General features: G+C 43.4%; 16 protein-coding genes and 1 riboswitch. Of the genes, 4 read left to right on the top strand and 12 right to left on the bottom strand.

The annotated features are described in order from the left end of the window. Positions 1–93: 93 nt before the first annotated feature. The 3 genes from NH399_RS25735 to NH399_RS06140 all read left to right on the top strand — a co-directional run bounded on the left by NH399_RS25735 (position 94) and on the right by NH399_RS06140 (position 5,981). Positions 94–2,193, top strand: a complete 2,100-nt coding sequence (locus NH399_RS25735; protein WP_305885089.1) for a S8 family serine peptidase — start codon at positions 94–96, stop codon at positions 2,191–2,193. Between the two features lie 195 nt (positions 2,194–2,388). Next, positions 2,389–3,339 (top strand): helix-turn-helix transcriptional regulator, encoded by a 951-nt coding sequence (locus NH399_RS06145; protein ID WP_253037823.1) that lies wholly within the window; start codon positions 2,389–2,391, stop codon positions 3,337–3,339. Positions 3,340–3,473: 134 nt separating this feature from the next. Further along, positions 3,474–5,981: a neutral/alkaline non-lysosomal ceramidase N-terminal domain-containing protein gene (locus NH399_RS06140; RefSeq protein WP_253037822.1), complete on the top strand. Its 2,508-nt coding sequence runs from the start codon at positions 3,474–3,476 to the stop codon at positions 5,979–5,981. A gap of 63 nt (positions 5,982–6,044) precedes the next feature. On the opposite strand, the gene NH399_RS06135 is transcribed toward NH399_RS06140, so the two are convergent. The 9 genes from NH399_RS06135 to thiC form a co-directional block, all read right to left on the bottom strand. Continuing rightward, positions 6,045–7,088, bottom strand: a complete 1,044-nt coding sequence (locus NH399_RS06135; protein ID WP_253037821.1) for an AraC family transcriptional regulator — start codon at positions 7,086–7,088, stop codon at positions 6,045–6,047. A gap of 606 nt (positions 7,089–7,694) precedes the next feature. Then, the gene (locus NH399_RS06130) at positions 7,695–9,596 is read right to left on the bottom strand and encodes an EAL domain-containing protein (RefSeq protein WP_253037820.1); all 1,902 of its coding nucleotides are present in this window, start codon (positions 9,594–9,596) and stop codon (positions 7,695–7,697) included. Beyond that, a complete protein-coding gene (locus NH399_RS06125) occupies positions 9,589–10,725 on the bottom strand; it encodes an FIST signal transduction protein (RefSeq protein ID WP_253037819.1) in 1,137 nt (378 codons plus the stop codon). The genes NH399_RS06130 and NH399_RS06125 overlap by 8 nt, the downstream gene beginning before the upstream one ends. Before the next feature lie 153 nt (positions 10,726–10,878). After that, positions 10,879–11,991, bottom strand: a complete 1,113-nt coding sequence (gene moeB, locus NH399_RS06120) for a HesA/MoeB/ThiF family protein (RefSeq protein WP_253037818.1) — start codon at positions 11,989–11,991, stop codon at positions 10,879–10,881. Further along, complete coding sequence (gene thiE / locus NH399_RS06115; protein WP_253037817.1) at positions 11,988–13,475, bottom strand: thiamine phosphate synthase; 1,488 nt, start codon at positions 13,473–13,475, stop codon at positions 11,988–11,990. The genes moeB and thiE overlap by 4 nt, the downstream gene beginning before the upstream one ends. A 35-nt stretch (positions 13,476–13,510) precedes the next feature. Further along, entirely contained in the window at positions 13,511–14,287 is a 777-nt protein-coding gene (locus tag NH399_RS06110) for a thiazole synthase (protein ID WP_253037816.1), read from the bottom strand. 3 nt (positions 14,288–14,290) lie between these two features. Next, the gene (gene thiS / locus NH399_RS06105; protein WP_253037815.1) at positions 14,291–14,509 is read right to left on the bottom strand and encodes a sulfur carrier protein ThiS; all 219 of its coding nucleotides are present in this window, start codon (positions 14,507–14,509) and stop codon (positions 14,291–14,293) included. Further along, the gene (gene thiO, locus NH399_RS06100) at positions 14,506–15,606 is read right to left on the bottom strand and encodes a glycine oxidase ThiO (RefSeq protein WP_253037814.1); all 1,101 of its coding nucleotides are present in this window, start codon (positions 15,604–15,606) and stop codon (positions 14,506–14,508) included. Before thiO ends, thiS begins: the two co-directional genes overlap by 4 nt. Positions 15,607–15,611: 5 nt before the next feature. Next, a complete protein-coding gene (gene thiC / locus NH399_RS06095) occupies positions 15,612–17,444 on the bottom strand; it encodes a phosphomethylpyrimidine synthase ThiC (RefSeq protein ID WP_253037813.1) in 1,833 nt (610 codons plus the stop codon). A 54-nt stretch (positions 17,445–17,498) separates the two neighbouring features. After that, positions 17,499–17,609: riboswitch (TPP riboswitch) on the bottom strand. A gap of 341 nt (positions 17,610–17,950) precedes the next feature. Here thiC and NH399_RS06090 point away from each other — a divergent pair. Then, on the top strand, positions 17,951–18,511 hold the full coding sequence (locus NH399_RS06090) for a hypothetical protein (RefSeq protein WP_253037812.1): 561 nt from the start codon (positions 17,951–17,953) through the stop codon (positions 18,509–18,511). 59 nt (positions 18,512–18,570) lie between these two features. Here the strand turns inward: NH399_RS06090 and NH399_RS06085 are convergent, their stop codons facing one another. The 3 genes from NH399_RS06085 to NH399_RS06075 all read right to left on the bottom strand — a co-directional run bounded on the left by NH399_RS06085 (position 18,571) and on the right by NH399_RS06075 (position 24,374). Beyond that, a complete protein-coding gene (locus NH399_RS06085; RefSeq protein WP_253037811.1) occupies positions 18,571–19,140 on the bottom strand; it encodes a hypothetical protein in 570 nt (189 codons plus the stop codon). A gap of 163 nt (positions 19,141–19,303) precedes the next feature. Further along, positions 19,304–21,016: a hypothetical protein gene (locus NH399_RS06080; protein ID WP_253037810.1), complete on the bottom strand. Its 1,713-nt coding sequence runs from the start codon at positions 21,014–21,016 to the stop codon at positions 19,304–19,306. An 844-nt stretch (positions 21,017–21,860) separates the two neighbouring features. Next, a complete protein-coding gene (locus NH399_RS06075; RefSeq protein WP_253037809.1) occupies positions 21,861–24,374 on the bottom strand; it encodes an RND family transporter in 2,514 nt (837 codons plus the stop codon). Positions 24,375–24,552: the final 178 nt, after the last annotated feature.

Raw genomic sequence — 24,552 nt, 5'->3', positions numbered from 1 at the left:
TTTATGAGGATGTTGTTTGATCGCTGTGCTTGACTCCTGAAATGTATAAAGAGGGAAACCTCATAATAACTTCATTAAATGGAGAAGATAACGATGAAAAAGCTAATGACAGGTGTGCTGTCCTTATCGGCATTAATGTCAACGGCCATTGCCGGAGAAGAAGTGAAGAACTACGTCATTTCTTCCAATGTAGAATTACCTTCTATGAGTGCAGCGTCAACCTCGATTACTCAGCAGATGGTTCGCATGCAACTGATTCAAAACGCACAGCACGATATGATGAGTGAAGCGTCGAATGCGGGAGTTGCTATCTCATCACAACTGCAAAATCTAGGCGCCATTTCTTTTGCCAAGATGACGGTATCTCAAGCCAAGCAACTTCAAGAAGCGGGTTATACCGTTGAAGAAACTGGCTACAAATATTTGATCAATCCGGTGCCGGGCCCAGTGACGGCTGATGCCAGTATTCAGGCTGACACCATTCCTTATGGTATTTCTAAAGTTCGTGCTAACGAAACCTGGGGCGATACCACGGGGTCTGGTGTAAAAGTCTGTATTATCGATACAGGCTTAGATACGGATCATTCTGATCTGGACGCCAACTTTGTTGAAGGTGTCAGTACTGCCGGAGAGCCTGGCCCTGACGATGTGCATGGACATGGTACCCACGTGGCGGGAACCATCGCTGCAGAACAAAATGGTTCTGATGTGGTGGGTGTTGCTCCTGATGCACAGTTATACATTGCTGCGGCTTTTAACTCCAGCGGTCAGGCAACGGACGAAAGCATTTTGAATGCATTGGACTGGTGTGTGAACAAAAACACTAAAGTGATAAATATGAGTTATGGTGGCAGCGGTTCTACCAGCGCAGAAGAAGCGGCTTATCAGGCAGCTTATAATGCCGGTGTATTAATGGTGGCTGCAACGGGGAACTCGGGTGCATCGGCTCCGATTTCATATCCTGCTCGCTATCCAACCACAATGGCGGTTGGTGCGACCAATAGCAGTGATGGCATTGCCAGCTTCTCGCAGCGTGGACCAGAAATTGATGTAACTGCTCCTGGTGTGAGCGTGCTGTCTGATCGTAATGGCGGTGGCACAACCACCATGTCGGGTACTTCCATGGCGACGCCTCATGTCGCTGGTGCTGCGGCGGCTGTGTTAGGCGCTGACAACACGCTGACTCATGATCAAGTGCGTCAAGTGCTGCGCGATACCGCGGTGGATTTAGGCAGTGCAGGATTTGATAACACTTATGGTTATGGGCGTATTGATTTACGTGCTGCAGTGGATTCGTTGGGTAGCAGCAGTGGTGCTCCTAATGCCAATTTCAGTTATGTGGTTGATAGCAACAATCCGCTGATGGTTCAGTTTACGGATTCTAGTACCGATAGCGATGGCAGTGTTGTTGGTTGGAGTTGGGACTTTGGTGATGGCGCCAGTTCAAATGCTCAAAACCCATCACATACTTACGCTGCAAATGGCACTTACACAGTGCGCTTAACGGCAACCGATAACGATGGCAAAACCAATACTCATACCGAGTCGGTGACTGTCAGCATTCCTCAAGGTGGTGAGCTAAGTAAAGGTGTTCCCGTTAGCGGCATCGGTGCTACTCAAGGCGATGTAGTTCATTACTATATCGATGTACCTGCAGGCGCTTCTAACTTAACTTTCGATACCAGTGGCGGTAGTGGTGATGCGGATCTTTATGTGCGCTTTGGTGCGGAGCCGACTACGAGCCAATATGATTGCCGTCCTTATCGTTGGGGTAATACAGAAAACTGTAGCTTCTCCACCGCACAAGAAGGTCGCTATTATGTGATGTTACGTGCCTACAGTACTTTTGATAATGTTCAGTTGGTCGCTGATTACACTGTGAGTGGTGGTGGAGGCGGAAGCTTCGAAGAGACCAACTTATCCGACAGTCAGGGCCAGTGGAAACACTACACGCTGAATGTTGGTGCTGGAGTGAGTACATTGACGGCAGAAATGTCCGGTGGCAGTGGTGATGGTGATCTTTATGTACGTTATGGCTCAGAGCCAACTACCAGCCAATACAACTGTCGTCCTTATCGTTGGGGCAACAATGAAACCTGTACTATCAACAATCCACAAAGCGGAACCTGGTACATCAGTATTCGAGCATACAGTTCCTATTCTGGTGTAACTTTACGAGGTGAAGCACAGTAAGCATGTGAAAGAAAGCGAAGCCGAGTGATCGGCTTCGCTCGCTTTTTATTGAGATATTACCAGTCCTTTTCTTGCTAAATTATTTATCGTAAATATTTCAACCCTTAGACCTCTTGACACTCACTCTGTTCTGCTTTTGTATGAAGTCGATAACTATAAAACGATAATTTTTATTTCAGGCAGTGTGTGGAGTTGATGTTGAATATCGAGGCTTTTATTCGTGATCTTTATCTTCAGTCCTCTTGCTTGAATGTCGCCGAGTTTAGGCCTTGGGTGCTAACGGCCTTGCGCCAAGTGATGCGTTTTGATGCTGCTTTTTGGGGCACTGGTCACTTTAAAAATAAAGAGTTTCATTACTCCGAACACTATGGTTTAGATGAACATTTTTATCGACGTTTTGGTGACACACTAGAGCTAAATCCCGTTAAAGATCGGGCACTAGCAAACCTTGACCGTCCCGTCATTATGAGTAAGGTCATTCCTGATCAGGAGTTCTTTCAGTCCTCTTTATATAAGCAACTTTACCAGCCTTATGGTATCTCTCGTGTCTTGTCTACATTGCACCGTGAAACTGAAAGTGGTTTGTATACTTTATTCAGTCTGTATCGTTTTGCATTGGATGATGATTTTAATGAAGCCGAAAGAACAACCATGAATCGTCTGACTTATCATTTAATGGCGGCTTCATCACATAATTATTTTCTACATTTAGGCACTATTAAATCATGTTGTGCTGCCGCAATTTGTGACAGCAAAGGATATTATTTAGAAACTCAGGCCGGGTTTTTTGATTATTTAAGAGCATCGGGTGTTAGTAATGAAGAGCAACGACTGACTTTGCCGTTAGAAGAAAAAACATTTTATCTGATGGCAGATTGGAAGCTCGTTATTAAGCCCTTAGGCAGTTTATTTCAGGTGATGATTTGTTCTGCTAGCCCGCTTGATCAATTGACCAGTAGAGAGTCACAAATTGTTGACTGGATTGTACGAGGTTTAACATTTAAAGAAGTTGCCAAAGAGTTGTGCGTGGCACCATCCACCATATCCAACCATTTGTATCGTATTTATAAAAAACTCAACATATCCAGTCGTGGCGAATTAGCTCGCTTACATTTAAATCGTAGTGAAACAGAACCTGTTGATTAGGTTGTTTTTACTATAGTTGAATACCACTACTCATAGTACACCTTTATAGATCATTCACTGATGTCGTAAACGACTTACGCTTGCATTGTTTTGTCGTCACGCGGCTCAGTTTACTGAGTAATAAGGGGAAGAGTGTGAGTCAAAAGAATGTATTCTTAAATCGTAATCAACGGTTAACGTTGCTGATAGCTTTTGTTTTTTCATCCTGGGTTAGTGCCGGGGATTGGTTAGTCGGTAGCGGTATTTATGATGTGACCGGACCTGCTGCCGAAGCTGGAATGGTCGGATATGGCGAGATCGGGCAAAAGACAAAAGGCATCCACACGCGTCTTTGGTCGCGAGCTTATGTTATTGAGCATCCATCCAGTGGCAAGCGAGTGGCTTTTGTTAGCGCTGACTTGATGAGTATTCCACAAAGTGTGAAGTTAGCTGTCGTTAAAAAGCTAAAGAATCGTTATGGCAGCCGTTACGATGCCAGTAACGTTATGTTAACCGCAACGCACACACATGTTGGCCCAGGTGGTTACGATCATTTTTTAATGCTTAATATGACAGCGTTAGGTTATGACAAAGATAATTTTAACGCGATTACCGAAGGTATTTTTCAATCGATTGTTAGGGCAACTTCTACGCTAGCTTCAGGTAACATTTTTGTTAATCGTGGTGAGTTGTTAAATACCAGCATTAACCGAAGTCCATTGCCTTATAGTAAAAACCCAGAGCATCAGCAGTTTTCGCACAACACCGACAAAACAATGACCTTATTAAAGTTTGTTCGTGATGACGGTACCGAAATTGGCATGCTTAATTGGTTTCCTGTTCACACAACTTCCAATAGTAATCAACAACGATTTATTAGCTCAGATAACAAAGGCGTTGCTTCTATGTTGTTTGAGAAAGACAAGCAAACTCGTTATGACCAAGCACTAACCTTTGTTGCTGCATTTGCCAATAGTAATCAGGGGGATGTTTCGCCTCACGTGTGTGGGCCCGAGAATGGGTGTGGTAGCAATGGACTTGAAAACACCATGATTTCTGCGACCAAACAACTTAACAAAGCAATGAGTTTGTATAACAACGCGTCGCAAAAGTTGTCTGGTCACCTTGATTACCGTCATCAACATGTTTTTATGCCGGGTTACTCAGTATCCAATGAATTTACTCAACGCGGAACTCAATCCGTTTGTGAAGGTGCATTGGGTTGGTCGATGGCGGCAGGTGCGGGATGGGATGGCCCTTCTAATATTCCTGGTGTGGTAGAAGGCATGACTGTTGATAACGAAGGTGTTGTCTGGAATAAAAGCAGCAATCTCTTTGAAGCCATTATCGATGGTTATCCTTTGTTTGCATTATTAGATGCCGTGTCTGCCAGTGGGTTATTTGGCGAAACCGATAATGATCCTTGCCAGTACCCTAAGCCAACATTAGTTAACCGCAAAGCACTGGGGACAGAACTTTATGCGGGTATAGCGCCTTTTCAATTATTTGTTGTGGATTCGTTAGCTATTGTTGCGGTTAATGGTGAGATGACGACAATGGCTGGACGTCGTCTTAAGCGGTTAGTGTTGGACCGATTAACAGCCGTGGGTGTGACTGAAGTTGTGATTGCTGGTTTAGCGAATTCTTATCAAGGTTACATTACCACGCCAGAAGAGTTCAGCATGCAGCATTACGAAGGGGGGCATACTCTCTTTGGGCCTAATACACTGCCTGCTTATCTTCAAGTTTATGCTGGTTTAGCCAACGCCATTGTTGCCAACGCTAATGTCGCTGCTGGGCCTACGCCACAAGATCGTGAGTCTTTGCAAATTATTCCAACCATTGGTGTGGTTTATGACGATAAACGTTTATGGGAATCTTTTGGGCAGGTAATGTCGAATGCAAGCAGCAGTTACCAGCAAGGGGATTCTATTAAAGTGTCTTTTCGATCTGGTCATCCCAAGAATAACTTTCGCATTCAAGATAGTTTTCTAGAAGTGCAAAGATGGGTTGGTGGACAGTGGCAGACCTTTTTGACGGATAAAGACTTTTCGACTCGTTATGAATGGCGTCGTGATACTGCCTTTGATTGTCTTGCCTGTTCATTTGCTGATATTCATTGGGATACTGATGAGAATACACCCACAGGAACTTATCGTATCGTGCATAAAGGCAATTGGAAAAACGGTTGGACTGGCAAGGTTAAGGCTTACAGCGGTACATCAAGAAGCTTTTCTTTAAATACGCGTAGCCAACGTGTTGCTTTGAAGTCGGCTCATAATACTTTTCTGGTGGCAGAAAGTAATGGAGGGAATACGGTCAATGCCAATCGCAACAAAGTGGGAGCGTGGGAGCAATTTGAACTGCGAAAATTGAATCAGGATAGCTGTGCTCGCCATGGTGATTCGGTGACTTTAAAAACCAGTGCCGGTTATTACTTCAGTGCTCAACCTTCTGGTGCGTTAGATGCTGACCGTACTCAAGTGGGCAGTTGGGAAATGTTTCGACTGGTTAACCATAGTGATGAGCAAGGGTGTCTTGCAAGGGGAGATAGAATTTCACTAAAAAGTGCTCATAACCGCTATGTTGTTGCAGAGAGCAATGGCAGAGCCAATGCCAACCGGACTGCGATAGGTAGCTGGGAACGTTTCTTAGTGCAGTAGATAATATTTACGGGCAATAAAAAAGCAGCTTTCGCTGCTTTTTTATTGTGAGTTCTTTATCAGTTAAACGAGGGCTTCATTGCTTGTTGAGCTGCGTTTAGAGTCGCGATACTCTCTTGGCGATACACCAAACCAGCGACGAAATGCTCGTCGAAAACTGGACACATCACTATAGCCCAACATCTGAGAAATATCACTGACATTGACTTTGGAATGCGCTAATAGATGTGATGCTTTGTTAATACGAACTTCATCCACCAGAGCTTGAAACGATGTGCCAGACTTTTTCAGCTTGCGGCTGATAGTCCATGGCGTCGAAAACAATTGCTCTGCAACCATATCGAGTGTCGGTAACTCATACTCAGCATTTAATAAAATATTTTTGATTTTTTCTTCTAATGAGTTGCAATGTTCGTGTTCATTCATTCTCAGGCGTACTTGTCGTGCAGAATGAAACGTATTTTTATCTGCTAGAGGAGATGCTGTGTGTAGAGCTTCTTGGGGAAGAACAATGTAATTCCGGCCCGAGCTGGTGCGAACGTTGGGAAACAGCATTTCGTAGGGATAGTCGTCATTGGCATCAAAGGCGAAGTGGTACTCTATTTTGTCGCTGTGCGGAACTTTTAAATAACGAGTTAAGTTGAACGCAAAAGAAAATAGCGTTTCAACAATAAATTGTTCTATCGCCTGTGTTTCTGGCATAACATCCAGATAGACGACGCCTTTGTCGGTATGGAGCGACTGTTCAAACTGGAATGCTAAAAACTCTTTATTAATTTCATCAAGCACAAATTCCAATGTAGACCATAGATCTTCACTGCTAATGAGCGCATAGCCTAACTCTTTCAACGAACAGATATTCAAGCGATTACCAATCAATAAACCCAAGTGAGGGTTATTTGTCAGCTCAATGGCATTTTGGCAAAGCTGAATAAAATCGTCTGATGAAATCAGATAGTCATCATTGTGAATAGCACTGTATTTTATGTTGGTGCACCGTAACAGGTGCTCAACAGGTACAAGGTACTCTGATAAAACAAACTCAATACAACTTCTCGCATACTTAAGTTTGATAGTACGAAGTTGGCCGTTATAAAGTGTTGTCATATTTATTACAGTTCCATCCTGTGTCGAGAGAATTTTAGGATGTGCTTTGTGAACATTCTACCGAACAATGTGTGTAATATTTACATCGAACAATAAGTTTTCAATCATTCTATTCTGTTATATCACACATGAAAAGTAAGGAGTTCAAAAAACACTCAATTTGATTGAGTATTGTTAATTCGGCACCCAAGTTTGGCCATTTATAATAAATGGAGATTCCGTTGCTGAGATTCATCACGAGAGAAAGTAACTCCGATTCACACTTTTACTCCAAAGATGAGCAGTTAACAATAACTCACTTCAAAATTTAGACAAATTGTTTAAATTTTTAAGGCAAGACAAAGTATAGCGGCTCGTGCGTCAATTTTTGTCGCATAGAATATAAGGTTATTAAGTTTTAGTGATTCATCAAATTGGGATTGATAACCATGTATTTTGTGGTGTTATGATTCTCTTTATAGACAGCGTTATAGACAAAGTTTGGCTTATTTCTCCATGAGATGAGTGGGGGTAAGGCCACGGCAAAGCTGAATTAAGTTTGAGATCACTACTTCGTTGCTTTCAATTAAAACAAAGGATATCGCTGGAATTTGAAATGGGTACCTTTTATGGAGTTTGAGTATTAAGTAACTCTGTGAGGTGAGCAGCAGGCATAGGTTTGTAATGATAATAGCCTTGTTGCAGATCACATTGTTTTTCTGAAAGGATTTCGGACACGGTCAGAGTTTCAACGCCCTCTGCGATAACTTTAAGTTTCAGGCCATGGCCCAACGCAATAATGGCGCTGACAATAGCACTATTTTGTTCGCTTCTGTCAGAATTTAAAATAAATGACTTATCAATTTTTAAGCAATCTATTGGGAGTTTTTGCAGGTATTGCATAGAAGAATAGCCAGTACCAAAATCATCAATGGATATAGAAACACCCAACTTATGTAGCCGATTAAGATGCTGCAAAACCAGCTCTATGTCTTCCAATATGATGGTTTCAGTAATTTCAAATTCAAGTAACTTCCCTGACACCTGATATTCATTGAGTGTTGATTCTACTCGGTCAACGAAGTTCGCACAGAGCAATTCTTTGACTGAGATATTAAGAGAGATAAATATCGGCTCTATGTTGTTATTGCTCCATTCAACCAGTTGACGACAGACTTCATTGAGTACCCAATCTCCAATTTCGATAATGAGGCCCGTATTTTCAGCAATGGGAATAAACTCCATCGGTGGAATCGGTGTTTCACCTGGAGGTTGCCAACGTATGAGTGCTTCGGCTGAGTGGATTGTGTGAGATTGAGTATCGACTCTAGGTTGGTAATGGAGAACAAACTCGCTATCTTTGAGTGCTTGTCTAAGTTTACTTTCTACATCTAGCTGGTGCAGCGCCAGACGTTCTAGCGCATGGTCAAAGTACTGAAAATTACCTCGGCCTTTTTCTTTTGCGTGATACATAGCGATATCGGCTTTGCGTATGAGTTCTTCTGCATTGCTGTCATCAATAGGACAAATACTCAGGCCAATACTGGTGGAGATATAAAACTCTTGCTGTTCTAATTTAAAGGGGGTACTGAGTTCTTCCATTATGCGTTTGCATACGTTGGTTGCGACGCTGGGAGATTTGATATTTTCCATTAGTATCACAAATTCATCACCGCCAATGCGCGAAAGAAGATCATGCCTACGCAAAACACTTTGTATCCTCAAAGTTGCTTCGATAAGCAACATATCTCCTTTTTTGTGACCGCATGAGTCGTTCACTTTTTTAAAGTGATCAAGATCCAGAAAAGCAACAACTACCTTGGTCTTATTTTTTTCGGCATAGTCAATGGCCATATCAAGCCGATTTAACAGGTAAGTGCGATTAGGTAAACCTGTTAATGCATCATGATGAGCTTGATGGAATATCTTTGCTTCATTTAACTTTTTGTTGGTAATGTCTCGTGCACACCATACTCGACCGAGCAGTTCATTGTTACGTTTTTGTGGTAGAGAGTGATATTCATAAATGCTGCCATTATAAAACTCAATCGTACCAGAGATGTGTTTAAGTTTATCTGTTTTTAATTGACGCAGCTTGCTAACCAGTTCTCCTGATTCTTTTATTTGTCGCAGGATTGATAACAGATAAGAAATAACAAAGTTTGAGCCCGCATGAGCGCTAATGACATCAAAGTTCATCGCGGCCATTTTGTTGTATTTTTGCAGCTTGCCATCGCTATCAAATACCAGTGTTGCCTCTCCTGTTGCGTCAAAGGTTGCGTTGAGTGTAGAAAGCGACTGTTCCAGTTCGCTTTTGGTGTGGTTGAGTTCTTTAACCTGGCTTCGTAATTGTTGGTTGCGTTCGTTTAATTCTTTTGAAGTGAGATCAAGCGAGCGCTCAAGTAACAGGCGATCTTTATCGGCCTGTTCATAAGCGCTGTCTATTGCTTCCAGAAATGCTTGTAAGGGCGTTAAGTCATCAATAGACTTTAAGTTTTTATTGAGTTGCCGCTTTAAAAGTTTATGCATTAATGTCTTCTGTTAGCATGGTTATTGTCATGGTTTGATTGTGCAGTTTGCAGCTCCCTGTATCTAATAGAGGAGAGATTTCACCATAAGAATAAAACCCACACAGAGGCGTATCAGGAATGACTTCGCTGACACTTTCTAACTCGTCTTCTGTTCGTTGTTTTAGAATTAAGCGGCGACCTACGCAGCTGATCAAAATAGCTAAACCAACGGACTCAGTTGAAGATAGGCTTAATGCGTTTTCTGCTGCTTCGCCGGCCCCATCAATAAGCCGATCAAAATTTGCTCGCATCATTTTGGCGTAAGAACCCTGAGTAACATTGCCTGCAAAGGTCATGGATTGCTTGTCTTCATCAATGCTCAAAATAGTTCGAACAACACCAGGAGAGCCACCTGGAGGTGTGACATAAAGTGGGAACAGCAACGCTGAAGCGGGTAGGTCATGAACATACTCACCAAGATATTCTTTATAAAGCTTTAAAGCATTGGTATCGTCAAGCTCGTAAAGGACGTTCTCGTCTGATTGCGTTACGAGTCGATCAGGACCAAATGTATCCCAACCACCGAGTGAACCGTGACCAATCTTGATGGAGTCACCATATAATCCACCTATCGTAATTAAGCCTTCCTGTGCCAGCTCGTTATGCCAGATATAAGTGCTTTCGAAGCGATCGCCATCTCCTGCCAATCCTCCCGTAATTAATACGCCTGGAGGCAGATTCTTTTCGAGTCCTCTCACCAATGAGCTGCCATTGACCTGTTGACCGTCAGACAATACAAAAATGTGCTTCAGGTTATCTTTGGCAATGGTTGCAGAAAGATGCTCGCCTGCTGCAAAGCTATCATTAAAGTCTTTGATATTAACATGCGACGTTTTGACTTGCGTATTGGCGAACTCGATAGCGGTTAAGACCATAGAGTCATCATAGACTTCAGTGTTAATGATTTCGCCACTGGTCGTGCAACCCATGATTTCTGCATTGGGAAAGCTTGCGCGTACCGACTGGATAAAGCCTTCTTCCTGCATCAGGGATTTGTGGCCAAAGGCTAACAGCCAATTGGCATTGGATTTATCGGGTAAGGAAGGAGTCCATTGGCCGTTGACAAAATGAAAATGAGAAACGTTCATAAAACAACTCAGTTTTGTTATTGGATGTTATAGACCTGTATATAAATGTAGTTGAGTTTTATGAGATAGAGTGGATATTTGCCGTGGTAAAAATAAATTTATGAGATTTTGAGACTTCAAGGATCCAAAATGAATCCTTGAGTATCCATTGTCTTAGCCAGTATGAATCTGATGTTCTTTTAGCCATTGCTGTATCCCACCTGCAAGGCTATAACAATCGTCAATACCTGCTTCTTTGAGCGCCGCTACTGCTTTGGCGCTGCGCTTGCCGGATTGGCAGTAACAGACAATGGTGTTGGCGGCTTGTGGCTTCTGTTGGAGAGCTTGTTGGATATCATCAAGAGGAATATGTTCTCCACCAATATGAAATGCTTGACGTTCTGCTAAGGAGCGCACATCGATCACTCGATAGTGCTTATCGGTTTTCCATTGGTCAAATTGTTGACTCGAAACTTCGTAGTCAGCTAAATCATTCGAGCTGCACAGCAATTGATAGTCGTTTTGCAACTCCTGTGGTGATTTTAGCTGATGGCAGCTAACACAGTGTTCATTGCGATTCAGCTTGATCTTGCGAAAGGTTAAGTCGGTCGCTTCTACTAACAACAAAGTGTTTTTTAATGGTGTTGCCATGCCTGATAGATATTTTAACGCTTCGTTTGCCTGAAAAGTTCCCAGTAAGCCCGGCAATACACCCAAGACGCCCGCGGCGTTACAGTCGGGTATGTCTTGTGGCGCTTCGGGGAATAAGCAGCGGAAACAGGCCGTCTCGGGAGTAAATAAGGCGCACTGACCTGAGAATTGATGAATACTGGCAAATATCCAGGGTGTTTTGTGTTCTATGCAGAGATCGTTGATCAGATAGCGTGTGGCAAAGTTATCGGTGCAATCCATAACTAGATTGGCATCTGCGACCAGCGCTGGGCCATTGGTCAGAGCAAAAGGCTCGGTTATTGCGGTGATCTGAATGCTGGGATTTAGCGCGAGCAAATGGGCTTTTGCTTCTTCGGCTTTTAGCTTACCAACGGAGTCTGTGGTATAGAGCACCTGACGTTGCAGATTGGTGACATCTACTCGATCCGCATCAACAATCGTGAGTTGCCCAACGCCTGCTGCGGCCAGATATAAGGCGACTGGGCAGCCAAGGCCTCCAGCACCGACTATCAAAACATGAGCGTCCTTCAATCGTTTTTGTCCTTGGGGACCAATTTGTGGAAGCTGTATGTGTCGAGTGTAGCGGAGCCATTCGTCAGCGCTGAATTGCGTCATTCGTTGTCCTGAGAAGATTGTCTATTAGTAATTTGTTGCATAAAGCGGGATGCCGTTTGCTCGGGATCCTCGGCCAGCGTTATTGCTGTAATCATAGCAATGCCACTTACCCCAGTCTCCGCGACAGCATCAATGCGTTCTTGGTTGATGCCGCCAATGGCGACTAAGGGATAGTGTAATGTTTGTTGCCAATAGTTTAAACCGGCAATGGCTTGAGGAACCCAGGGCATTTGTTTGGTGTTAGTGTGATAAACAGGCCCGCAGGCAATGTACGAAGGCTTAAAACTATGAGCTCTGGCCACTTCGTAGTGGCAATGTGTACTGATACCTAAACGTAAGCCCGCTTTGCGAATGGCATCGATATCGGCGTCGTCTAGATCTTCCTGTCCCAGATGAACACCATATGCTTCGTATTTTATTGCTAACGACCAGTAGTCGTTAATAAATAAGCGGCAGTTATGTTGTTTGGCGAGTTGAATTGATTGTTGAATTTCATTTTCTAAGTCATCGCCTTGTTTGTCTTTGATGCGCAATTGCGCCGTTGTGATTCCCAAAGGCAACAAACGCTGCAACCATTCATAAGAATCGACGACGGGATAAAGTCCTAAAGGCGTCGTTGCACATTCCGGAAAAGCGGGTTGGCGAAAGTTGAAATCTGCTGTTTGAGTTAAGCAGGGAAGGTGCAATTGTTTATTCGGAAAATGTTGTAGCGAGACAGGGCCTTTGTCGGTTGCCAGACTGTAGCCATAACTTAAAGCTTGTTGAATGGCCATCTTACCAATCACAACCGCGTCGTAGAGTGGGTAATGCAGGGCTAAGGCCGCAGCGGTTGCCGCTGACAGAGCACAGCCTGTGCCACGGTGATTAATGGTTTCGATGCGTTTATTGGTCAGCCAAAAGGATTTTTCCAGGCTGGCAAAATAGTCCTGACTTAAGTGAGAGGCTCCATGACCGCCTTTAATGAGCAGGTTTTTAACTTCATGGTGCAGCAGTATGTCGGCGGCTAATTCTACATCGGCTATCGAGTCGACAGACATGTGTGCTAGCCGTGCCGCTTCCTCTAAATTGGGCATGACTAAGGTGCATAAAGGCAATAGATCGTGTTCGATTAACGCTTGTAAGTCGTCATCAATAAAAACATGCCCACTGCTACTGGCAAACACAGGATCAAAAACGATAGGACAGCTAACGGTCGACAGACATTGCTTCATGATGACGACTTGTTCTGCGGAACCTATTAAACCAATTTTAATGGCATCGGGCTGCAAACTAAGAACGCTCTCCAGTTGTTGCTGAAACACCGAAGCGTCTACTGGATTAACAGAACCGACTCCGTAATTATCTTGTACGGTGTTTGCTGTCATCACGGTAGCGCAATGCACTTTCAATGCGCTACAGGTTCTAATGTCCATTTGAATACCAGCCAGGCCCGAACTGTCGCTGCCCGCGATGGATACCACTAGAGGTCTTTGGTTATGTTGCATAATACCGCCATTCAAATATTTGTTGTGTCAGCTTCTTACTGGTTCCAGAAAGGAGTGCCCAGTGTTGGAGTACTTGGGGCTGCCAGATCGCGTTCTGGCATAATGCCACCTTCGTAGGCATGGCGACCTGCTTCCATCGCGTAACGAAAAGCCGTTGCCATTTTTACTGGATCACTGGCTTGAGCAACCGCAGTATTGAGCAGTACACCATCGTATCCCATTTCTAATGCTTGTACGGCGTGAGAGGCTGTGCCAATACCCGCATCTACAATTAATGTAATTTGCTTTAGTCGTTCGCGCAATGTGCGTAGAGCATAAGGATTGACGAGACCTTTTCCTGTTCCTATAGGAGCACCCCATGGCATCAGGATACGGCAGCCTGCTTCTACCAGCTTTTCGCAGAGAACCAGATCATCAGTACAGTAAGGGAAGACCTCAAACCCTTGACTGATTAACTCTCGCGTTGCTTCAAGCAAAGCAAAAGGATCCGGTTGCAGGTTATAGTCATCACCAATCACTTCGAGCTTTATCCAGTGAGTGCCAAACAGTTCTCGGGCCATTTGCGCAGTGGTCACCGCTTCTTTAACGGAGTGACAACCAGCGGTGTTAGGCAACAAGTGTTTGTTCAATTCTTGTAAGAACTGCCAAAAATCTTTACCGCCACCGGATTGAGGATTTTGCCGTCGCAAAGAAACCGTGATCACCTCGGCTGCTGAGGCGGTAATGGCTTCTTGCATAATGTGTGGGGATGGATAAAGTGCCGTCCCGATAAGCAGACGACTGCTAAGTTCTTTATCGGCCAGGGTCCACATGATTTATCCTCCCTGCATAGGAACTAATAGTTCAATACGATCGCCGTTGCTAAGTTCAATTGAGTCGTACTGGCTTTCTGGAATAAATTCTTCATTGATTGCTATGGCATAACGGGCGCTATCTGGCTGCCATTGCTTAAGATTTTCTTTCAGGCTAACGCCTGCCAGGGCTTGTTGAGTTTGACCGTTGAGTGAAACGGTAATGGATTGTTGTGTCTTCATAAGAAATGATGTTCTTTAAGCGTGGGTTGCTGCCAATCAATCAGTTGCTCAAATGGAGATTGATAGTTAACAGATTGCAAAGCTTCAATAGCTTCGTGAGCCAAAATAGGGGCTAATAGAAAACCGTGGCGAAATAAACCATTAATGCGCATTAAGCCTGGAGAGACTTGAATACGAGGTAAGTTATTTCTTAATGCTGGACGACAGTTGGTTTTCGTTTGCAAGATCTGGGCTTCGGCAAATCCAGAATGGATACTGTAAGTTGCTGACAATAGTTCCAGCGCAGAACGAACGGTAATGGGGCCCATGTCATCGCTTTCTATTTGTGTGGCACCAATAACATAATGGTGATTTGCACGCGGCACTATGTATAAACGATAGCGAGGATGCATCAGTCGTACTACATGTGTTAACGAAACATCCGGTGCATGAAACCACATGACCTCACCACGCACGCCTCGTAACTCTGGCATCTCTTGTTTCGCACCCAAGCCTCGACAGTCAATCACCCAGTCGTAATGTTTGCGTTTGTTGTTATGACTAACGGTATGAGCTTCTAGCGCATGGATCGCAATTTCTGCATACCATTGAACATTAGGATTAGCTAACAAGTGATTAGCCAGCTGCTGCATGGTGGCTTCTGCATCCACAGAGGCTTCTTGAGGTAAAAACGTGGCATCATTAAAACGCTGGCATAACTCTGGCTCAAGTGTGTGTAACTGAGTTGAGTTGAGTGAGCGAAAACTATTGCCGTCAGGAAGCTTATGATGGAGCTGTTGAATAAAGCGTTGGTGATCGGGCCGATCATTTGTGTGGGCAACGATAATGCTGCCTGAGTCGTTCAGAAGATGAGAGGCATTCAGTTCTTGCATCAGTTGCTTCCATAAAGGAAGTGACTGCATGCCGAGTTCAAAGATGAGGTTTTCTGCTGACTCGAGTTCACTAAAAGGCGAGAGCATACCCGCTGCCGTATAAGCTGCCGCTTGCCCCGTTGCAATAGGATCTTGATCGTACAGGCTCACGTTATGGTGCTGGCAGAGTTTCCATGCCAGCACTCGTCCCATAATACCTGCGCCAATGATTGCTATATTCAACATCTTGCCTAGTCGGCTTGTTTGATATAAATATCGCCGCCTTGTTGTTTAAACTCTTGCGACTTTTCTTGCATGCCTTTTTCTGCGTACTCACGAACTTCTTGAGTAATTTTCATTGAACAAAATTTTGGTCCGCACATAGAACAGAAGTGAGCAACTTTCGCTGAGTCTTTCGGCAAGGTCTCGTCATGAAATTCGCGCGCACGATCAGGATCCAGACCCAGGTTAAATTGATCTTCCCAGCGGAATTCAAAACGGGCTTTCGACAGCAAGTCATCACGATAACGAGCACCAGGATGTCCTTTGGCGACGTCAGCTGCGTGTGAAGAAATTTTATAAGTGATGATGCCTTCTTTTACGTCATCGCGGTTAGGCAAACCTAAATGTTCTTTAGGCGTTACATAACACAACATGGCGCAACCGTACCATCCGATCATGGCTGCACCAATGCCGCTAGTAAAGTGATCATATCCCGGTGCAATGTCAGTGGTTAATGGGCCGAGAGTGTAGAAAGGCGCCTCATGACAATACTCAAGTTGCTTATCCATATTCTCTTTGATCAAATGCATGGGAACATGTCCGGGGCCTTCAATCATGACCTGAACATCGTGTTTCCATGCAATTTGAGTCAGCTCACCTAGTGTTTTGAGTTCACCAAATTGGGCTTCGTCATTGGCGTCTGCTAATGAGCCTGGACGTAAACCATCACCTAAAGAAAAGCTGACATCGTAGGCTTTCATGATTTCACAAATTTCTTCGAAGTGAGTGTATAAGAAGTTCTCTTTGTGATGGGCGATACACCACTTTGCCATAATCGAACCACCGCGAGAAACAATGCCTGTAACTCGATTGGCTGTTAGTGGAACATAGGCCAGACGAACACCAGCGTGAATGGTAAAGTAGTCAACACCTTGCTCTGCTTGCTCAATCAATGTGTCACGAAAAATTTCCCAGGTGAGATCTTCGGCTACACCATTGACTTTTTCTAATGCTTGATAGATAGGCACGGTTCCAATAGGAACTGGAGAATTACGCACGATGTAATCGCGGGTGGCATGAATATGTTTGCCCGTTGATAGATCCATAACCGTGTCGCCACCCCAGCGTATCGACCAAACGAGTTTTTCTACTTCTTCTTCGATGCTCGAAGTGAGCGCTGAGTTGCCAATGTTGGCATTGATCTTTACCAGAAAGTTACGCCCAATGATCATGGGTTCTAATTCAGTATGATTAATGTTTGCGGGAATGATCGCTCGACCTTCGGCGATTTCTTTGCGTACAAATTCTGGTGTAATGGGTTGCAGGTTTGCCCCCATTGAATTGCCAGCCAATCGCTTATTGCGTTCGTCTGTTGTAAATTCGTTATTGAGTGCTTCTCGTGCCTGGTTTTCTCGAATAGCAATGTATTCCATCTCGGCAGTGATGATGCCTTTGCGAGCATAATGCATCTGTGATACGTTGCCACCCGCTTTTGCACGCCGAGGTTTACGTTGCAAATCCGCGTTAAAATATTTGAAAGCCTTCTCTTCGTCATGGTGGCCATTATCCAGTGGATTTAATTCTCGGCCTTCATAAAACTCAGTATCGTCACGAGCTTCTATCCATTGAGAACGAACATCCGCTAAACCTTTATGAACGTTAATCTCTGCGTTAGGGTCGGTGTAAGGACCAGAGGTATCGTATAAAGTGACACTGCTACCATCTGTTAACTGGATCTCACGCATAGGTACTTTTACGTCTTTATATGTTTGTGATGGAACGTATACTTTTGTGCTGGCCGGAAGCGGCTCGCGAGTGATAATGGAAGCTTTGGGATCGACTATTGGGGCTTTACTGTTCATTTTTGTTCCTCGCCATAAAGATCAGATAGCGGAGGGGCGAAGAAAAGTTTCCTAATGAACTATTTCGCTCATCCCTACGCCGATGCTAATCGGATCAGGTTCTGCGGGTTTGTTTCGTTATTAGAAACATCTCAGCCGGTAACACAGGCACCCCGAGAGCAATTTGGTCGTAATTATAGAAAACTTTGCACATGAGCGAAAGTGAAAGCTTACAGTGTTGATATCGGACCTGTGTGGCGGGGTTATCTATTATTAATACTTTAGGTGAGAAATAGATTATATATGCCTGTTTTTTATACAAAAGCACAGATTCTTGCTAATATTGAAAGAACATAGCGGGTCAGTCGTTATGATTGACGTGTTAAAACCGTAAAAATTGATAACAATCTAACAATTTTCGCCGTCAATCGCGGTTTTTAGGTGTTCTTTTGTGCTGATTTCAGTAAGATAGCGCCTTAATTTTGTTATCGGAATACAACTTATTACATAGTTGGAAGGGGATTATCATGAAAAAATTACTAGCCGCGGCGTCATTAGCTGCCTTGAGTTTATCGGCCCATGCCGAAATTCCGGCGCAATATTTAGAAGCTCCCAGTTATAGCTACTTTGATTTTGGCTATACCCAGTGGGATGATGCTAACGAGCTAAAAGGTCAACATCTGAAGTTTGGTTATGAGTTTGACTTCAATATTTTTGTTTCTGCAGAAAATCACAAATTAGAAAGCGACATTGATGAAGGATATACTTTGGGCTTTCGACTTTTTGCACTAGGCTACAAGCATGACCTTGACGAAAAGTCGTCTGTATTTGGTTCATTCGCTCGAGTGAATGTAAAAGACAGCACTGCGAAGGCGAACATGGTAACTGTTGGTTATCGTGCGATGCCCGTAGAGAGAGTTGAGTTTGGTATTGAAGCAAACCATACTGATTTTGAAGAAATTGAAAGCAAAGCGGGTTTTGCCATTTCTGGTCAATACTATTTAGAAAAGCAACTTTCGTTTAAAGCGGAAGTGCGCGACTGGATCGATGAGACGAGTTTCATACTCGGTTTTCGTTACTCATTCTAGTTGATAAAAAAGCCAGCATGTCGCTGGCTTTTTTGTGTCTTCAATCATTCAATAAATAGTTAGCCTTTCTTTTTGCTGCGAGCTTTTGCCTTTTCTTTTACATCAAGATCATCAATTAATTTGGAAGCTTTTTGAATATTGGTATTAAAGCCTACAAGGATGAGCTTTTTTCCAATACCACTGACGTGTGCATGTGTGGATAAAAGTGGGCGTATTGCCGGAATCATTGTCGATGCATAAACATGCTCAAGTGTTATGGTTTTTGATATCACGTCATAGGGAGACAGGGTTTGAGGATCAAGATCGTCCAGGTTGGGTGCGTTTCTTTTTCGTTGTTTTAGAGAAACAATATAGTTAGTTTGGTTCTTGTTGATAATGGAATAGTTATGTTGCCCCAACAACGCAGCCAAGGACTTCTTGTCCATTTTTTCGATGTTTAACTCAAAAGTATGAACACGAACTTTAAAGTCGGCTGGAACGATATAGGTTTCTCCCGTGTTTTTGGCTACTGCATTAACCAGTGTTAATCCACTTAACATGCTTGGATTGCTCTGACCGGAACTTAGAGCAAATAAAGGAAAGCAGATAAATAAAACTGTGATGGTAATAATCGATTTCCGTAAAGTCATTGTGTAACTCCCGTTAATATAAAGTGGTCAGTTTAATTAACGACAATACAGAAAAAATGGGGTTGGATAATTATTTTAAGATAGGGGAGTGAGAATAAAAAAAACGAGAGCAAAATCCTTTTTCATTATGCTCTCGCTATAGTTCAGTTTAATTAACTATCAATTATTTAGCTTCGATAATCCATTGTGAGTGAGCCTTATTCGCGTTACCTGTACCTGTTACGTAAGGGCTGCGGTTAGGCTGGTAGAACCAGAAGTAGTCGTTCCAGTAGATGTTCTTGATAGTCCAAAGAGCACCTTTTGCTTTTACTTCGTATGAGTTCTGGTTAGCTGAGTTATGTAGCTGACCACGACCAGCGTAGGTATAGCTCATGAATAAGTCTGCGTTGTCTTTGGTGCGGAAGTAAGTTTTGTTACCGTCTTCAACCATGATGAACTCGATAGCGTTACCAGATTGAGAGTACAAAGTCTCGCCGCTGTTCAATCCACCGTCTACAACAAGAGGCTGAGAGTCGATAGAGTTCTTGATAACCACTGTCTTACCTGAGTCAGCTACTAGCTGAGGAATCTGCCAGCTTGAGCTAGGCGTTTGCCAAGTTACTGCTGATTTCCATTCCCAGTTGAAAGGAATATCCATGTGTGGGTCGTTTAAGTCGCTGTAACCTTCTTTTGCTTGTACGTTGTATAAGCACTGGCGACGCTGGTCTTCTAATTCAGCAACACGGTCAGCCTGATTACCTGATTCAACACCCAGACCTAGCATACAGTCGCGCTGAGTCATACCTTTACCACTTTCACCTGCATTTAATACATAGGTGTGGTCACGGTGAGATTCGTCGTGGTACCAAGACAGCATTTCTGCTTCGTCAAAAGATAACCAGTTATCTACTAATGTTTGAGCTTCGGCTCGAGCGACTGCTTCACGCTGTGCATAAGGTGTTGCCATTGTACGGATGAAGCCTGCCCATAAGTCTTTACTTGCTTCCATCGCAACCAAAGCAACAGGTTTCATAGAACTCACTTTATAAGAACCCCAACCTGCATTTAAACGAGTACCTGTGTTCCAGATAACGTCACCGCTAGTGAAGTTTAATGCTGCTGTTGTGTCGTGAGTGTGCTGCTCGGCACCTTCAGAACATAAGTAAGCTTTTACCTGGCGTACTTTCTCATAGTTGTCGTCAGGAAGACGTACTGTGTGCTCTGGGCTGAAAGAATCCTGGAATAAGTGAACTGCACGACCAAATAAGAAGTAGTTCTGGTCAACACTTTCTGACGTTGAGTATCCGCCACCGTCCCAAGCTTTGATTTGCTTCTGCTTGGCCATTGCTGCGTTTACGAAGTGATTAATAAAGCGAACCTGCGAGCGACGAGCTGCGTCAACACCACCTTGAGCGCCTTTGTCGTCGTAACGACGCATGTAGTGATCCTGCTGTAAGTCAGCTGGCTCTTGAGCAACAGCGTTAAAACAGTCGATTTTGCCTACCGTTGATTTAGTAACGTTGAAGCCCGCTGTGTCTACCCAGCGCTCACCGATGATGGCTGAGAATACAAAGTCGTAACGAGGCTCATATAAAGAATTGCTGTTTAAGAAGCTTTTAAGACGAGCGACTTCGTTTTGCGCATTGGTTAAGTCGATGTTTTTGGCTAATCCGTTGCTCCAGCTGCCGCGAGGGTCGTTAGGGTCGACCGCGATCAGGTGGTCTGAATTTAAAAGTTCCAATGCAGAAGTACGTGTTAACCACTCGTGGCCCATTGGGATAGCGCCGCTACCACCGATTTGTGTAAAAGCCATAACACTTGCAGAACTCATCAAACCTAAAGCCAAGCCTGTTAACTGAGTTTTTAGCTTGGTTTTCTTGTTTAGGGGATTAGTCATTGATAACTCCAAATAAAATCAATGTTAAAAGGGCAAATTCGCGTAAAAAACTTAACTTTCTAACTGTATGGAAGCTTGGGATATATGTCCCTGCTTCAATTGGGGGTGCATTGTACGTTTTTTAAACTTGCTGTCAACGTCGAAGCGAAAGAAAATCACAATTATTACTACAGAAATAAAAAGAACTTTATTAATATTGTTATATGAATAATGTTTGGTGCATTATTTAAGGGTGTTTTGGAGTATGTTTGCACTTACTATGAATGGTTCTTATATGTAACTAAATAATTCGAGTTATTTTTTGACGCTTCGGGTATCTCAGGGTTTTTGGGTGCTAAGTTACATAAAAGTGTCATAAAAATGTCACTCTTTGATTGGGAAAGTTTAGTTAACTCTCTGATAAATCAAAAAATAAAAGTTTGGGGATATTTTTAGCCTTTAACTTAGATAGATATGTGAAAATTTACGATCTTTACGTTAGTTTCTACGCAAGGAGTGTCGCCACAGAAGGGCGATTTTTTGAATTGATATATTATATCTTTTGTCTATAACACCTTAATTTTTATATATAAATTGGAATAAAAGAGTGACTTAGTTGGCATTTTTTTGACCAAAGGAAGAGCCTTCTTTTGTATTGCTAGGCCATGTAACAAGCGAAAACTGCACTGCGAGATCCGCCTGCTATTTAATCGTGAGTGAGAAGAGGGGCATATTGGCAACTAAGGAGTTGCTTAAATAAGTGACAAGGGGCGAGTTCTAATTGCGTGAAGGATTTATAAAGGAAAGCTGTTAATTGATAATAGGCTGGATAAAAAAAGCCCTGCGTTGCAGGGCTTCAAAGTATTTAATTGGAATCACCATTTCCGGTGGGTAGCTCTGGGATTTTCGGCTTAAACACCAGGATAAGCTGTGGCAGCAGCGTTAGGTTAGCGAGTAGTGCTGTTGCCATTGCGATGCTGGTAAGAACGCCAAAATAGATAGTTGGAATAAAGTTAGAGAACACCAGCACCGAGAAACCTGCAAGGACGGTCAGTGAAGTATAGTAAAGCGCTTTACCAATGGTATTGTGGCAGGCCTGCACACAGGCTTCATAGTCTTGTCGTTGAGTAAACTCTCGACGGAAACGGAAGATATAATGAATGGTATTGTCGACACCTATTCCAATGGCGATAGCGGCTATCATAATGGTCATCATATCAAGTGGAATACCAAACCAACCCATTGCCCCCATCACCATAGCAGCGGCTAATGCGTTAGGTATTAAGCCAATGAGGGCTAGGTTCACCGAGCGGAAGATAGGAATAAACATCAACAAGATCATCAGAAATACGGTGAAGATCGTTTTGATCTGTGAGTCGAACAGGCTTTCTAGCATATTGTTATAGAGAACAAACATACCGGTAATTTCATAATCATCAGGACTTAAGCCTAAGTCTTTCTGGAAGTAATTATGTAATTCGGCAAGATATTCACTGCGTTTTAGATTCGGGTGAGAATCAATCATACGGATATTAAAGTGGATCTCAGAACCATCATCCTTATGATAAGGCGCGATCAATTGACGCTTAATGTCCGCAGACATTCGCTTATAGAATAAGCCTAGTAAGAAGTCATCCAGTGGTTGTCCGTTGTTAAGATCATTCAGTAAGCGGAAACCTGAAGCTAATGATAAAACTTTACCCGTTACTTCGCTTTGCTCCAGATAACTTTGAACCTGAGCCAGTTTTTCGGCACCTGCTTGCGTGAACCAGGGTGATATGGTTTCTTCTTCCTCGTCACCAAAGTCATCTTCGAACTCGTCTTCAAATTCGTCCTCAAACTCATCTTTAGGCAGCAGGGCATCGGTTTTGATCACAATATCGAGTGGCGTTGTGCCACCCAGTGAATCGTCAATACGCTTCATTCCCTGATAAATTTCGGTGCTGGATTTGAAGTAGTCGATAAAGCGGTTATCTACTGTCAGTTGAGTAATGCCCGTTATAGCGAAGGTGGCAACCAGGGTTGCAGTTACCAGAATCATGCTTCGGTTGCCAAGAGTCCAACGGCCAAGGGCACTGGTGAATTCGGTAAGATTCGATTTTACAGGGGTTTCTTTATTGCCACGGTAACTTAAAAACACCGAAAGTGGGAAAGCAACAAATGCCAGAGAGAAGGCCAGGGCCAGTCCCATGGACATCATTAAACCAAAATCTTTAACCGGACGAATGTCACTGACGACCAAGGAACCGAAAGCTACCATGGTAGTTAACGCGGTAAATAAGCAGGGAATGAACATGGAACTCAAGGTTCGTTTGATGCGCTCCGAAAGCGAGGTTACATGGTGTTCAAAAGTAAGTTCTCGAAAGCGAACAATTAAGTGGATGGTCAGTGAGATCGTCATGATCAAAAGCAGAGCAACGAAGTTGGAAGAGATAACCGTTGCTGGCCAGTTTAACCAGCCCAGCAAACCCAGCATGGCTGCCACGGCCAGTGTGCTAACTAATAGTGGTAATACAATCCAGTGCCACTGACGGAAAATGAGTGTCAAAATCAGAATCAGTACAACAAAAATCAAACCACCGAATACCACCAGATCGCTGCTGACATAGTCGGTTAGATCATTCGCAATCATCGGAACACCACCTAAGAAGAGTTTTATAGCGGTGTCTTCTTGCTGGATGATAGAACGTATTTTTATGATCAGTTGCTCAACATCGGCACTGTTCTGAGTCGTGAGCTGCTTTAATGTTTGCTTTAGTGCCTGAAAACTTTGTTGTTGTTCTGGTGTCAGGGCGGTTAGATCGTTCTGGATCTGGAATTCAGTAACTTTGCGCAATTGAGCTTTTAAGGCTTCAGGGGTTTTCAGATTGATTTGTAGCGCGGTCAGACCGCCTTGAGGGCTAATAATCAGATCTTTATAGATAGGGTTGTTGATGAGCAGCTGTTTCGCCTTAGTTAATGGCATCTTGCGTTCACGCAGTGTTTGAACTTTTCCTTCAACGGTAAATATGTCGGCTTCTTCTGAGTCAAATAGAGGAATATCAAGTATCGAAGTAATCGAGCTAACATGATCCAGCTTAACGATTTTGGATTGCAATTCTTCCAGCTTGGTCAGATTGCTTTCGGTGAATAGCTCTGACTCAGGAGCAAATACCAGGAACAGGTAATCATCACTACCGTATTGAAGGTAGGTTTTGCGATAGCTTGTCAGGGTAGGATCGTTCTCAAGAAGTAGTGAGTCGGCAGACGCATCAAGCCTAAATTTAGGGATGCCAATGGCGAGTGCAATAAGAGTGACGATTAGAAAAAACGAGATACTTCGAGTTTTATGCATTACCAGATTAGCAATCCATAAACCCACTTTTGAACGAGATTCCATTAATGGTTCCTGATAGGTTATTAACTTTAGAGTAGGAAACAGCACATTCAGCCTGGCTGAGCAAATAAGGTCACTCTGTGTTCTAGTGAGCGTATTTTGTACAGTCAGAACCCTTTAAATGGGTCTATTGTATGCTTTTGTGCAGACCCTTGTAAATTCTGACCATTTCGCCTGAATA

Source organism: Pleionea sp. CnH1-48, from assembly GCF_024124665.1.
Taxonomy (GTDB): Bacteria; Pseudomonadota; Gammaproteobacteria; order Enterobacterales; family Kangiellaceae; genus JAMXSB01.
The sequence above is the reverse complement of the archived record's forward strand: the minus strand, read 5'-3'. Positions and strand labels throughout refer to the sequence as shown.

Bases quoted from the DNA above. Each gene is read 5' to 3' on its own strand.
- NH399_RS06085 (WP_253037811.1), bottom strand. From the start codon at position 19,140: ATGACTTTACGGAAATCGATTATTACCATCACAGTTTTATTTATCTGC.
- NH399_RS06130 (WP_253037820.1), bottom strand. From the start codon at position 9,596: ATGCATAAACTTTTAAAGCGGCAACTCAATAAAAACTTAAAGTCTATT.
- NH399_RS06125 (WP_253037819.1), bottom strand. From the start codon at position 10,725: ATGAACGTTTCTCATTTTCATTTTGTCAACGGCCAATGGACTCCTTCC.
- NH399_RS06090 (WP_253037812.1), top strand. From the start codon at position 17,951: ATGAAAAAATTACTAGCCGCGGCGTCATTAGCTGCCTTGAGTTTATCG.
- NH399_RS06080 (WP_253037810.1), bottom strand. From the start codon at position 21,016: ATGACTAATCCCCTAAACAAGAAAACCAAGCTAAAAACTCAGTTAACA.
- NH399_RS25735 (WP_305885089.1), top strand. From the start codon at position 94: ATGAAAAAGCTAATGACAGGTGTGCTGTCCTTATCGGCATTAATGTCA.
- NH399_RS06075 (WP_253037809.1), bottom strand. From the start codon at position 24,374: ATGGAATCTCGTTCAAAAGTGGGTTTATGGATTGCTAATCTGGTAATG.
- NH399_RS06145 (WP_253037823.1), top strand. From the start codon at position 2,389: ATGTTGAATATCGAGGCTTTTATTCGTGATCTTTATCTTCAGTCCTCT.
- thiS (WP_253037815.1), bottom strand. From the start codon at position 14,509: ATGAAGACACAACAATCCATTACCGTTTCACTCAACGGTCAAACTCAA.
- thiO (WP_253037814.1), bottom strand. From the start codon at position 15,606: ATGTTGAATATAGCAATCATTGGCGCAGGTATTATGGGACGAGTGCTG.
- NH399_RS06110 (WP_253037816.1), bottom strand. From the start codon at position 14,287: ATGTGGACCCTGGCCGATAAAGAACTTAGCAGTCGTCTGCTTATCGGG.
- NH399_RS06135 (WP_253037821.1), bottom strand. From the start codon at position 7,088: ATGACAACACTTTATAACGGCCAACTTCGTACTATCAAACTTAAGTAT.
- thiC (WP_253037813.1), bottom strand. From the start codon at position 17,444: ATGAACAGTAAAGCCCCAATAGTCGATCCCAAAGCTTCCATTATCACT.
- thiE (WP_253037817.1), bottom strand. From the start codon at position 13,475: ATGCAACATAACCAAAGACCTCTAGTGGTATCCATCGCGGGCAGCGAC.
- moeB (WP_253037818.1), bottom strand. From the start codon at position 11,991: ATGACGCAATTCAGCGCTGACGAATGGCTCCGCTACACTCGACACATA.